Source organism: Enterobacter sp. N5-15 (genome assembly GCF_057221635.1).
In genome coordinates this window covers 1,143,266-1,154,745 of sequence record NZ_CM170150.1, presented here as the reverse complement: position 1 = coordinate 1,154,745, position 11,480 = coordinate 1,143,266, and the positions used below count along the sequence as shown (strand labels likewise).

General features: G+C 59.2%; 12 protein-coding genes. 9 read left to right on the top strand and 3 right to left on the bottom strand.

From position 1 onward, the window contains the following. Positions 1-67: 67 nt before the first annotated feature. From ppiB to mnmH, 6 genes are all read left to right on the top strand, one after another. Positions 68-562 (top strand): peptidylprolyl isomerase B, encoded by a 495-nt coding sequence (gene ppiB / locus AC2TE5_RS05350; protein ID WP_023334762.1) that lies wholly within the window; start codon positions 68-70, stop codon positions 560-562. Positions 563-565: 3 nt separating this feature from the next. Continuing rightward, on the top strand, positions 566-1,288 hold the full coding sequence (gene lpxH, locus AC2TE5_RS05345; RefSeq protein WP_213328789.1) for a UDP-2,3-diacylglucosamine diphosphatase: 723 nt from the start codon (positions 566-568) through the stop codon (positions 1,286-1,288). 139 nt (positions 1,289-1,427) lie between these two features. Then, entirely contained in the window at positions 1,428-1,637 is a 210-nt protein-coding gene (locus AC2TE5_RS05340; protein WP_008499325.1) for a YdgH/BhsA/McbA-like domain containing protein, read from the top strand. 171 nt (positions 1,638-1,808) lie between these two features. Further along, the gene (gene purE / locus AC2TE5_RS05335) at positions 1,809-2,318 is read left to right on the top strand and encodes a 5-(carboxyamino)imidazole ribonucleotide mutase (RefSeq protein ID WP_023310631.1); all 510 of its coding nucleotides are present in this window, start codon (positions 1,809-1,811) and stop codon (positions 2,316-2,318) included. After that, a complete protein-coding gene (gene purK / locus AC2TE5_RS05330) occupies positions 2,315-3,382 on the top strand; it encodes a 5-(carboxyamino)imidazole ribonucleotide synthase (protein WP_484612783.1) in 1,068 nt (355 codons plus the stop codon). Before purE ends, purK begins: the two co-directional genes overlap by 4 nt. 84 nt (positions 3,383-3,466) lie before the next feature. Further along, positions 3,467-4,537 carry a tRNA 2-selenouridine(34) synthase MnmH gene (gene mnmH / locus AC2TE5_RS05325; RefSeq protein ID WP_484612782.1) on the top strand — a complete coding sequence of 357 codons (1,071 nt, stop codon included), beginning with the start codon at positions 3,467-3,469 and terminating at the stop codon, positions 4,535-4,537. Between the two features lie 125 nt (positions 4,538-4,662). Here the strand turns inward: mnmH and AC2TE5_RS05320 are convergent, their stop codons facing one another. From AC2TE5_RS05320 to ybbA, 3 genes are all read right to left on the bottom strand, one after another. Next, entirely contained in the window at positions 4,663-5,808 is a 1,146-nt protein-coding gene (locus AC2TE5_RS05320) for a porin (RefSeq protein WP_023334757.1), read from the bottom strand. Positions 5,809-5,991: 183 nt separating this feature from the next. Next, positions 5,992-8,406 (bottom strand): putative ABC transporter permease subunit YbbP, encoded by a 2,415-nt coding sequence (gene ybbP, locus AC2TE5_RS05315; RefSeq protein ID WP_484612781.1) that lies wholly within the window; start codon positions 8,404-8,406, stop codon positions 5,992-5,994. Beyond that, positions 8,403-9,089, bottom strand: coding sequence for a putative ABC transporter ATP-binding protein YbbA (ybbA, locus tag AC2TE5_RS05310; RefSeq protein ID WP_032642011.1), 687 nt, complete (start codon positions 9,087-9,089; stop codon positions 8,403-8,405). Before ybbA ends, ybbP begins: the two co-directional genes overlap by 4 nt. Between ybbA and tesA the strand changes: the two genes are divergently transcribed. The 3 genes from tesA to AC2TE5_RS05295 are packed head-to-tail and all read left to right on the top strand — an operon-like array spanning position 9,060 to position 11,395. Continuing rightward, positions 9,060-9,683, top strand: a complete 624-nt coding sequence (gene tesA / locus AC2TE5_RS05305) for a multifunctional acyl-CoA thioesterase I/protease I/lysophospholipase L1 (protein ID WP_484613311.1) — start codon at positions 9,060-9,062, stop codon at positions 9,681-9,683. The two genes, ybbA and tesA, sit on opposite strands and share 30 nt — an antisense overlap. A gap of 28 nt (positions 9,684-9,711) precedes the next feature. Further along, entirely contained in the window at positions 9,712-10,482 is a 771-nt protein-coding gene (locus AC2TE5_RS05300; protein ID WP_014882827.1) for an SDR family oxidoreductase, read from the top strand. 58 nt (positions 10,483-10,540) lie between these two features. Then, positions 10,541-11,395 (top strand): co-chaperone YbbN, encoded by an 855-nt coding sequence (locus AC2TE5_RS05295; RefSeq protein WP_024906867.1) that lies wholly within the window; start codon positions 10,541-10,543, stop codon positions 11,393-11,395. Positions 11,396-11,480 lie beyond the last annotated feature (85 nt).

The window sequence follows — 11,480 nt, the reverse complement described above, 5'->3', positions numbered from 1 at the left end:
ATAACAAGCCCCTATAGATGACCCGAACGCGGGTCGACGTACCACAATAACGGAACAGGATGCAAAAATGGTTACTTTCCACACTAATCATGGCGATATCGTAATCAAAACCTTTGATGACAAAGCGCCTGAAACAGTTAAAAACTTCCTGGACTACTGCCGCGAAGGTTTCTACAACAACACCATTTTCCACCGCGTGATCAACGGTTTTATGATCCAGGGCGGCGGTTTCGAACCTGGCATGAACCAGAAAGCCACCAAAGAAGCGATCAAAAACGAAGCGAACAACGGCCTGAAAAACACCCGCGGCACGCTGGCGATGGCGCGTACTCAGGCACCACACTCTGCAACCGCGCAGTTCTTCATCAACGTGGCTGACAACGACTTCCTGAACTTCTCCGGCGAAAGCCTGCAGGGTTGGGGCTACTGCGTATTCGCAGAAGTGGTTGAAGGTATGGACGTGGTTGACAAGATCAAAGCCGTCTCTACTGGCCGCAGCGGTATGCACCAGGACGTTCCTAAAGAAGACGTTGTGATTACAAGCGTGACCGTCAGCGAGTAATTGGTGGCGACACTCTTTATTGCGGATCTGCATCTGCAAACGGAAGAACCGGCGATAACCGCCGGTTTTCTGCGTTTTTTACGCGGTGAAGCGAAAAGCGCCGATGCGCTGTACATCCTGGGCGACCTCTTTGAGGCCTGGATTGGCGACGACGACCCTAACCCGCTGCACCGTGAAATGGCCGCCGCCATTCACGCGCTGGTAGATTCCGGCGTTCCCTGCTACTTCATTCACGGCAACCGTGATTTTCTGATCGGCAAGCGCTACGCCCGCGAAAGCGGCATGACGCTGCTGCCGGAAGAGCAGGTGCTCGACCTCTATGGCCGCAAGGTCCTGATCATGCACGGCGACACGCTCTGCACCGACGATACCGGCTACCTGGCGTTTCGCGCCAAAGTCCACACCCCGTGGATCCAAAAGGCGTTTCTTGCTCTGCCGCTGTTTATCCGCAACCGCATCGCCGCAAGAATGCGCGCGGGCAGTAAAGCCGCCAACAGCAGCAAATCCATGACCATCATGGACGTGAACCCGCAGGCCGTGGTGAGCGTGATGGAAAAGCATGGCGTCCAGTGGTTGATCCACGGTCATACCCATCGCCCTGACGTGCATTCCCTTATCGCCAACGGCGAACCGGCCCATCGCGTGGTATTAGGTGCCTGGCATGCCGAAGGTTCCATGGTCAAAGTCACGCCTGAGGGCGTGGAGCTGATCGCGTTTCCGTTTTAATCCCTTCTCAAGATTCATTCTATTTTTTTGAACAATATCGGCAAATTGTTTCGATTTTAATCAGCCCGTGGTCGGCCTATTATTTATCACATCAGGGCAACACGCCCTATCCCAGACAAAATACTTAAGGAATACGACCATGAAATCCATCAAAACTTTCGTTGCAGTTGCTGCTCTCTCCCTGGTTTCTTTCGGTTCTTTCGCGCAGAGCGTGAGCGCAACCGCCTCTACCCTTGACCGCGCAGAAGCGAAAATTGCCGCGCAGGCCGCCGAACAGGGTGCCTCTTATAAAATTACGAGCGCGAAGGTCGACAACCGCGTGTACATGACCGCAGAACTGACTAAATAATCATTGCCGATTGACGAAAACAGACCGCCAGAACGCGGTCTGTTTTGTTATGAATTGATGGCAACAACGGCTCAAGATTTAACCGCGCAACCGTTTTCCTTGCCCGTATAACATGCTATTCTCTGTGCCCTCGAAAGCAGTGTGTTTCGCACCACAGGAGTTTTAAGACGCATGTCTTCCCGCAATAATCCGGCGCGTGTCGCCATCGTGATGGGGTCCAAAAGCGACTGGGCTACCATGCAGTTCGCCGCCGAAATCTTTGAAATCCTGAATGTCCCGCACCACGTTGAAGTGGTCTCCGCGCACCGTACACCGGACAAACTGTTCAGCTTCGCCGAAAGCGCCGAGGAGAACGGTTATGAGGTGATCGTTGCCGGCGCGGGCGGCGCAGCACATCTGCCGGGCATGATTGCCGCCAAAACCCTGGTGCCGGTTCTGGGCGTCCCGGTACAAAGCGCCGCGTTAAGCGGTGTGGATAGCCTCTACTCCATCGTCCAGATGCCGCGCGGTATTCCTGTCGGCACGCTGGCGATTGGTAAAGCGGGCGCAGCGAACGCAGCCCTGCTGGCGGCGCAAATTCTTGCGACGCACGATAAAGCATTGCATCAGCGTCTGGCGGAGTGGCGTAAAGCCCAGACCGACGAAGTGCTGGACAATCCGGACCCGCGGGGTGCGGCATGAAGCAGGTTTGCGTCCTCGGTAACGGCCAGCTAGGCCGCATGCTGCGTCAGGCCGGTGAGCCGCTGGGTATTGCCGTCTGGCCCGTCGGGCTGGATGCTGAACCTGAAGCCGTACCGTTCCACCAGAGCGTGATTACCGCCGAGATCGAACGCTGGCCGGAAACCGCGCTGACCCGCGAGCTGGCGCGTCATAACGCCTTCGTTAACCGCGACGTGTTCCCGATCATTGCCGACCGTCTGACGCAAAAGCAGCTGTTCGACAAGCTCGGTCTGCCGACCGCGCCGTGGCAGCTCCTGTCCGATAAAAGCGAGTGGAATGATGTCTTCGCGATGCTGGGCGAGCTGGCAATCGTGAAGCGCCGCGTGGGCGGCTACGACGGCCGCGGCCAGTGGCGTCTGCGCGCAGACGACACCGCCGAGCTGCCGGACGACTGCTACGGTGAATGCATCGTTGAGCAGGGCATCAACTTTAGCGGCGAAGTGTCGCTGGTTGGCGCGCGCGGGCACGACGGGCACACCGTCTTTTATCCGCTGACGCATAACCTGCACCAGGACGGCATTCTGCGCACCAGCGTCGCCTTCCCGCACGCCAATGCTGACCAGCAGGCGCAGGCGGAAGATATGCTCTCAGCCATCATGCACGAGCTGGGCTATGTGGGCGTCATGGCGATGGAGTGCTTTATCACCCCGTCCGGCCTGCTGATCAACGAACTTGCGCCGCGCGTGCACAACAGCGGCCACTGGACGCAAAACGGCGCGTCCATCAGCCAGTTCGAGCTGCACCTGCGCGCAATTACCGACCTGCCGCTGCCGCAGCCGGTGGTGGACAGCCCGTCGGTGATGATCAACCTGATCGGCACCGATCTGAACTACGACTGGCTGAAGCTGCCGCTGGTGCATCTGCACTGGTATGACAAAGAGGTTCGCGCAGGTCGTAAGGTCGGTCACCTGAACCTGAACGACAGCGACACGGGCCGCCTGAGCGCCACCCTGGAAGCCATAATCCCGCTCCTGCCGCCGGAATACGCGAGCGGTATTGTCTGGGCACAGTCAAAGCTCAGGTAAGACATCTGCGCCGGGGAGTTGACCTTCCCCTTCCCCGGCGTACAATCCCCGCCCATTGCTGCTGAGTTTTCTTCTGGAATAACCATGAACGATGGAACGGACTATCGCGCGATCCTCGCGTCTGATACCCCTTTAATCGACGTTCGCGCGCCGATCGAATTTGCCCAGGGCGCGATGCCTGCGGCTGTTAACCTGCCCTTAATGAACGACGACGAACGTGCCGCCGTCGGCACCTGCTATAAGCGTCAGGGACCGGACGCCGCGCTGGCGCTCGGCCATAGTCTGGTGAGCGGCGAGACGCGTGAGGCACGCCTCAACGCCTGGCGCGAAGCGAGCCTTGCGCACCCGGAGGGCTTTCTCTGCTGTGCGCGCGGCGGCCAGCGCTCGCATATCTCGCAGGCCTGGCTGAAAGAGGCGGGCGTCGACTACCCGCTGATCCGCGGCGGCTATAAGGCCCTGCGTCAGACGGCGATTCAGGTGACGATTGAGCAGTCACAAAAGCCGATGGTGCTTATCGGCGGCTGTACCGGAAACGGTAAAACCCTGCTGGTGAAGCAGCACGCACAGGGCATCGATCTGGAAGGGCTGGCGCACCACCGCGGTTCGTCATTTGGCCGCACGCTCACGCCGCAGCTTTCCCAGGCGAGCTTTGAAAACCACCTTGCGGTTGAGCTATTGAAAAAAGACGCCGCGCGCTGGGTGCTGGAAGATGAAGGCCGGATGATTGGCTCCAACCACCTGCCGGAGTGCCTGCGCGACCGCATGGTTGAAGCCCCTATCGTTGTCGTCGAAGACCCGTTTGAAATTCGTCTTGAACGCCTGCGCGAAGAGTATTTCGACCATATGTGGGCCGATTTTTCTGCTGCCTACGGCGAGGAAGCGGGCTGGAAAGAGTACAGCGAGTACCTGCACCACGGCCTGTTCGCCATTCGCCGCCGTCTGGGGCTGCAGCGGTATGCAGAATTCACCGCGCTGTTAGATTCCGCGCTGCTGGAACAGCAGCGCTCTGGCAGCACGGACGCGCACTTTAGCTGGCTTGCACCGCTGCTGAAGGATTATTACGACCCGATGTACGGCTATCAGCTGGAGAAAAAGGCGGAGAAGATTGTCTATCGCGGGACGTATGTCGAGGTCGCTGACTGGCTTAATCGCTGAAAAATAAAGCCGGGTGGCGAGGTAAAAGCAAAACGGCAACCAGGGTTGCCGTTTTTAATGTTTGTTCCCTCTCCCCGTGGGAGAGGGTCAGGGTGAGGGCATCAGGCCGCACCCTACAAGACGACTTAGAAGTCGTAGCGCAGACGCACCAGGTTCATGTCGCCCAGGTTGTCGGTGCTGGAAGTGAACACGTGTTCGTAATCCACGCGGAAACCGTAATCCAGCTGGAAGCTGATACCCACGCCGTTGTCGATGCGCTGGTAGTTGCGGCCGTTCACGTACTGAATGCGGTCGCCCATGAAGTAAGGCTGGATGGATTTAACCGCGTACTGACCGATTGGGAACTTGTAGCCCGCAAAGTATTCAATACCCCATGCATCACCGGCGAAGTAGTCGTTAACCGACACTTTTTTGGTGGTCAGGAAGTTCTGGTACCAGCCACCACCCGCGGAGAAGGTCCAGTTGTCCGGCGTCCAGCTCAGCGCGGTACCGAGGATGTTCTGGTCGTAGGTTTTGCTGTCGCCGTTGTCCGGGTTACGCATGTCCGCGCGGGTGTAGTTCCACGCTGCGCCCCAGGTCAGATCGGTGGTCAGATGGTAATCCAGACCCAGCGAGCCGCCGCCTTTACGCTTGTAGCGCAGGCCGTTGCCCGGCAGGTATTCACTGTCTTCAAACAGGTAAGATGCGTAGATGTCGGCATCGCCCACGGTTTTCTTATATTTCAGCATCTGGCGTGAACGGTAAGAACCGTCGTAATCGCCGTTGATACCGTTACCCGGAGCCTGGCCGATCATGTCGTAGTCCCAGATATCGGTTTTCGCGCCCACCACATCATAGTAAACGCTGTTCTGTTGACCGAAGGTCAGCGTACCCCAGGTGTCGCTCTTCAGACCGGTATAAAGCATACGACGCGTGGTGTCGTGTGCGCCGTCGGCGTAGTGGTGATCCCAGTTAAACTGCGCGGGAATATTGACACCCAGCTCGTAGTAGCTGATCCAGCTGATGTCATCAAACAGGTAGTAATCAGCCGCGAAACGGAAACGGGTGCCGCCGTCAAAGCCGTTACGCTTATAGCTGTTTTTACCGTCGTCGCCGGTCATGTTCTGGAACTGAGGACGAATACTGCCGCCAACGGTGAAGTTCAGGCGGCTCAGCGGGTTACCCGCCTGAGGATCCTGCTTAAGAACGGTGATTTCCGCCTGAGAAGCGAAGGTAGTCAATGCCACTGCCGCGCCGATCGTTGCCGCCAGCGCTGATTTTTTTATAGTCATTATTTTTCCTTAATAGACACGCTGCTAAATATTTAGCGGGTGAATATTAACTGGAAATAATCGGGCTGTGTGGTCGGGTTTTTAATGTTTTGTGCTACTAAATGAGTGGGTATTATCACTTTGTGCTATTTAAACACTGCGCACCGGCATCAAAACCCGGTGCGCAACTATCACAATGCTAAATCAACTCGCGAACTGACGGAACAGGGCTTTCCCCTTTAACAGCCGCGTGCCGAGCCAGCCTCCGCAGAGAGAAAGCAGCACCGCGCCACAGAGAGGCAGGATCAACCAGAGGCGCCAGTCAGGCTCCCACGGGAAGTCGAAGACCTTTGTCTGAAGCACCGCCAGCGCCGTCTCTGCGCCAATGGCCGCCACCAGGCCTGCCACCAGCCCCAGCAGCGCAAACTCGCTCCAGAGCGTCATTCGCAGCAGCCGCTTTCCGGCCCCCAGCGTGCGGTAAACCACCAGCTCCTGATGGCGCTGGCGCATACCCACCTGCACCTGCGCCAGCAACAGCAGCACGCCGCAGATCGTCACCAGCACCACCATCACCTCCAGCGCGCGGCTCACCTGCTCCAGAACCTGCCCGACCTGCTTCAGGATCGCCCCAATATCCAGCAGGCTGACCGTCGGAAACTCCCGGTTAAGCTGGGTTAGCATGCCGTTGCCGTTTTCCCAGCGGAAGCTGGTCAGCCAGCTCTGCGGCTGGCCGTCCAGCGTGCCAGGCGGGAAGATAAAGAAGAAGTTTGGCCGCAGGCTTTCCCAGTCCACTTTACGCAGGCTGGTGACTTTGGCGCTGAAGTCCTGGGTATCGCCGGTAAAGGTCACGCTGTCCCCGAGCTTCACGTTCAGGCGCGTCGCCAGCCCCTCCTCCATCGACACTTCGCCCGCTTTTGGCGGCCAGGTGCCAGCGGTTATCGGGTTGTGGTCAGGGCGTTTCTCCTGCCAGGTCAGGTTCAGCTCGCGGTTCAGCGACTCGTCCTTGCTCCCCTCCGTTGGCTGACCGTTGATCTGCGTCAGACGCGCGCGAACGATAGGATAGAACGACTCAGGGATAATGTGATGCTCAGACAGGAAGCCCTTCAGCGGCGTGACCTGTTCTGGGGCAATGTTGATCAGGAAATAGTTCGGGCTTTCCGGCGGAAGCTGCTGCTGCCAGCGATCGAGCAGATCGCCGCGCAGCACTAAAAGCAGCGCCAGCAGCATAAACGACAGCGAAAAGGCCGACAGCTGGCTGAGCGTTGACCACGGCTGATGCAGCAGGCGGTTGACCGCCAGGCGCACGGGCAGAGATTTTACCGTCAGCCTCTTCAGGACGTTGAGCAGTATCCAGCCCAGCACACCGCACAGCAGCGCCAGCACAACCGCCCCGGCCAGTACCGCCCACAGCAGCGTGCTGCCCCCCATCAGCCACGCCAGCAGTCCCACCGCCACCGCAATAATCACCGGAAGGTAGAACTTCAGCGGCCAGACGTTCGCCACCACATCGTTGCGGAGCACGCGCAGCGGCTGCGTCGCGAGCAGCAGGCGGTACGGGCGTAGCCCTACCAGCAGCGAAATCACCGTCATCGCGCCGATTGCCCATAGCCACGGCCAGAGGCTGGCCGGCGGCAATGCGGCCGGGAGCACCGGTTTGAGCATCACCATCAGCAGTTTTTCAAACAGCAGCCCGATTATTCCGCCAGTAATCGCAGAGAGGGCCAGCAGCATCAGCCACTGGCCGACGATCAGCTTGCGCAGCTGCGCCCTGCCCGCCCCCAGAGTTTTGAGGATCGCCACCAGGTCGTAGCGGCTGCGGCAGTAGTGCCCCATCGCCACGGCAACCGCCGCCACCGCCAGCAGCAGGGTCAACAATGCCGACAGCAGCAGGAACTGCTGAGAACGCTCGAGAGATTTACCGAGTGCCCCTTCGTCCTGCTCCAGCCCGTACCAGCGGTGTTCCGGTTTTAACTGCGGCAGAAGCCATTTTTCATACGCGTCAAGCTGGGCAGGCGTACCGCCAAACTTGTAGCGCCAGGTGACGCGGCTGCCCGGCTGCACCGCATGGGTTGCCGCGACATCCGCGGTGTTCATCAGCAGGCGGGGCGCAAGCTGGAAGGGGTTAAAACCGCCGTCGGGCTCCTGCACCACGTCCCCGGCAATTTTGAGGGTGGCGTCGCCGACGTCGATACTGTCGCCGGGTTTCAGGTTCAGAAGCGCCATCAGTCGTGATGCCAGCAGCACCGTACCAGGCGTCGGCTTTAACCCCGGCGGGCTGGTTTGTAAGGCACCGTACATCGGGTAGATGTCATCCACGGCCTTCACGCTGGCAAGCTGCGGCGTGTCGCCCGCAAAGGTCATGGTCTGGAAGGTTATCTGCTCCCCCACCTTCAGCCCTTCTTTGCGCGCTTCTTCAATCCAGCCCGACGGTACCGGGCGGGAGCTTTGCAGCGTCCTGTCCCCCGCCATAAACTCCCGGCTCTGCTGGCTAAGCCCTTTTTCCATGCGGTCGCTGACGCTGCCGAGCGCCAGCACGCAGGCCACCGCCAGGCTGAGCGCCAGCCAGACAATCAGCAGCGAGGGGGAACGCCACTCGCGCCAGAACCAGCGGGTAATCATGCCTCCTCCTGAAGAATACCGTTGACCAGCCGCAGGCGACGGTCGCAGCGGGCGGCGAGCTGAGGATCGTGGGTCACGAGGATCAGGGTGGTGCCGTGCTCGCGGTTGAGCGAAAACAGCAGGTCGGCAATCCTGTCTCCGGTTTTACGGTCAAGGTTACCGGTGGGCTCATCGGCAAACAGGACTTCGGGACGGCCGTTGAACGCCCGCGCCAGCGCCACGCGCTGCTGCTCGCCGCCGGAAAGCTGCGCGGGAAGATGGTCGAGACGTTTCCCCAGACCGAGCTGTTCCAGCAGCGCCTTCGCATGCGTGCGGCTTTCACGGCTATTTTCACCGCGCAACAGCGCCGGGAGTTCGACGTTTTCCAGCGCGTTCAGGGTCGGGATCAGCATGAAGGACTGGAAGACAAAACCAACGTGACGCGCGCGCAGCGCGGCCCGCGCCTCTTCATCAAGCTGATGCAGCGGCTGTCCGACAAGGTGGACCTCGCCGCTGCTGCCGTCGTCCAGGCCGGCTAAAATCGCCAGCAGCGTGGACTTACCGGAACCGGATTCGCCAATCAGCGCGATGGTTTCAGCGCGTTTGACAACGAGTTCAACTCCAGTAAGGATGGAAAGCTCGTGTTCCCCCTGACCGACGGACTTCTTAAGATGATGAACTTCAACACTGTTTTCCGCTGGCATTTGCCCTTCCTGTTTTTGATTCTGATGACCTTCCGCTCGGCGGCAGCGGACACGTTACTGGTTTTCGGCGACAGCCTGAGCGCAGGCTATCGCATGGCGGCCAGCGCGGCCTGGCCCGCCCTGCTCAATGACAAATGGCAGAGCAAAACCGCTGTAATCAACGCCAGCATCAGCGGTGATACCTCGCAGCAGGGCCTGTCGCGCCTGCCTGCGCTGCTCAAACAGCACCAGCCGCGCTGGGTGCTGGTGGAGCTTGGCGGCAATGATGGACTGCGCGGTTTCCAGCCTCAGCAAACCGAGCAAACGCTGCGCACCATTTTGCAGGACATCAAGGCGGCAAACGCCCAGCCGCTGCTGATGCAAATTCGCCTGCCCGCCAACTACGGTCGTCGGTATAATGAGGCCTTTAGCGCGATCTACCCTAAGCTTGCCAAAGAGTTTGATATTCCGCTGCTGCCATTTTTCATGGAAGAGGTCTATCTCAAACCCCAGTGGATGCAAGACGACGGGATCCACCCCAATCGCGATGCGCAGCCGTTTATTGCCGACTGGATGGCAACGCGGCTGGCTCCTTTAGTTAAACATGACTCCTGATTAAGCGGAGATCCTGACAGGTAAAGTTATGCAAAAATCGGTCTTAATTACAGGATGTTCCAGTGGAATCGGCCTGGAAAGCGCGCTCGAACTGAAGCGCCAGGGGTTTCGGGTCCTGGCGGCCTGTCGCAAACCCGACGATGTCGAACGCATGAACGGGCTGGGCTTTACCGGCGTGCTGCTGGATATGGACTCGCCGGAGAGCGTTGAACGCGCCGCCGATGAAGTGATCGCGCTGACCGACAATCGTCTGTACGGGCTCTTTAACAATGCCGGCTACGGCGTGTATGGTCCGCTGGATACGCTCTCCCGCGAAACGCTGGAGAAACAGTTTTCGACCAATTTCTTCGGCGTGCATCAGCTCACCATGCGTCTGCTCCCCGCGATGCTGCCCCACGGTGAAGGGCGCATCGTGATGACATCGTCAGTGATGGGGCTGATTTCCACCCCGGGCCGCGGCGCCTACGCCGCCAGCAAATATGCGCTGGAGGCCTGGTCCGACGCCCTGCGCATGGAGCTACGCCACAGCGGCATTAAGGTCAGCCTGATTGAACCCGGCCCGATCCGCACCCGCTTTACCGAAAACGTGAACCAGACGCAGGCGGATAAACCGGTCGAGAACCCCGGCATTGCCGCACGTTTTACCCTCGGGCCAGAAGCGGTTGTGGCCAAAGTGCGCCATGCTTTTGAGAGCGAACATCCCAAAATGCGCTATCCGGTGACGCTGGTCACCCACGCCGTAGGCTGGTTAAAACGCCTGCTGCCGGGCCGAATGATGGACAAAATTTTACACGGCTGAGTTGAAGCGACGACGCGCATCCCCATGTAAAGAACAAACCGACAAAAGAGAAAGCCGCATGTCCGTACAGAATATCGTCAATATTACAGAAGCTAACCTGCAACAGACCCTTGAACAGTCGATGACCAAACCGGTCCTGTTCTACTTCTGGTCTGAACGCAGCCAACACTGCCTGCAGCTGACGCCGGTGCTGGAGAGCCTTGCCGCCCAGTACAACGGTCAGTTCATTCTCGCTAAGCTGGACTGTGACGCAGAGCCGATGGTCGCGTCCCAATTTGGTCTGCGCGCCATTCCTACGGTCTATCTGTTCCAGAACGGACAGCCTGTTGACGGCTTCCAGGGGCCGCAGCCGGAAGAGGCTATCCGCGCCCTGCTGGATAAAGTGCTGCCGCGCGAAGAAGAGCTGAAAGCGCAGGAAGGTATGGCGCTGATGCAGGAAGGCAAATACGACGAGGCGCTGCCGCTACTCAAAGACGCGTGGCAGCTGTCGAATCAGAACAGCCAGATTGGCCTGCTGCTGGCGGAAACGCAGATCGCCCTGCACCGTTCAGAAGACGCGGAAGCGGTGCTCAAAACGGTTCCGCTGCAGGATCAGGACACCCGCTATCAGGGGCTGGTCGCACAAATTGAGCTGCTGAAACAGGCCGCGGACACCCCGGAAATTCAGCAGCTGCAGCAGCAGGTCGCCGATAACCCGGCCGACGCCGCGCTGGCAAGCCAGCTGGCGCTGCAGCTGCATCAGGTGGGCCGTAACGAAGAGGCGCTGGAGTTGCTGTTCAGCCATCTGCAAAAAGACCTGGCCGCCGCAGACGGTCAGGCGCGTAAGATGTTCCAGGAGATCCTGGCCGCGCTGGGCACCGGAGACGCGCTGGCGTCGAAGTATCGTCGTCAGCTGTACGCCCTGCTGTACTGACAAAAAAGCCCGGTGGCGGCTTCGCCTTACCGGGCCTACAAAAGCACGAATCGTAGGCCGGGCAAACGCAGTGCCGCCCGGCACA

What these genes read in the sequence shown, in the direction of transcription:
- ppiB (WP_023334762.1), top strand. Translation starts at nt 68, where the DNA reads ATGGTTACTTTCCACACTAATCATGGCGATATCGTAATCAAAACCTTT.
- AC2TE5_RS05340 (WP_008499325.1), top strand. Translation starts at nt 1,428, where the DNA reads ATGAAATCCATCAAAACTTTCGTTGCAGTTGCTGCTCTCTCCCTGGTT.
- purE (WP_023310631.1), top strand. Translation starts at nt 1,809, where the DNA reads ATGTCTTCCCGCAATAATCCGGCGCGTGTCGCCATCGTGATGGGGTCC.
- purK (WP_484612783.1), top strand. Translation starts at nt 2,315, where the DNA reads ATGAAGCAGGTTTGCGTCCTCGGTAACGGCCAGCTAGGCCGCATGCTG.
- mnmH (WP_484612782.1), top strand. Translation starts at nt 3,467, where the DNA reads ATGAACGATGGAACGGACTATCGCGCGATCCTCGCGTCTGATACCCCT.
- AC2TE5_RS05320 (WP_023334757.1), bottom strand. Translation starts at nt 5,808, where the DNA reads ATGACTATAAAAAAATCAGCGCTGGCGGCAACGATCGGCGCGGCAGTG.
- ybbP (WP_484612781.1), bottom strand. Translation starts at nt 8,406, where the DNA reads ATGATTACCCGCTGGTTCTGGCGCGAGTGGCGTTCCCCCTCGCTGCTG.
- tesA (WP_484613311.1), top strand. Translation starts at nt 9,060, where the DNA reads ATGAACTTCAACACTGTTTTCCGCTGGCATTTGCCCTTCCTGTTTTTG.
- ybbA (WP_032642011.1), bottom strand. Translation starts at nt 9,089, where the DNA reads ATGCCAGCGGAAAACAGTGTTGAAGTTCATCATCTTAAGAAGTCCGTC.
- AC2TE5_RS05300 (WP_014882827.1), top strand. Translation starts at nt 9,712, where the DNA reads ATGCAAAAATCGGTCTTAATTACAGGATGTTCCAGTGGAATCGGCCTG.
- AC2TE5_RS05295 (WP_024906867.1), top strand. Translation starts at nt 10,541, where the DNA reads ATGTCCGTACAGAATATCGTCAATATTACAGAAGCTAACCTGCAACAG.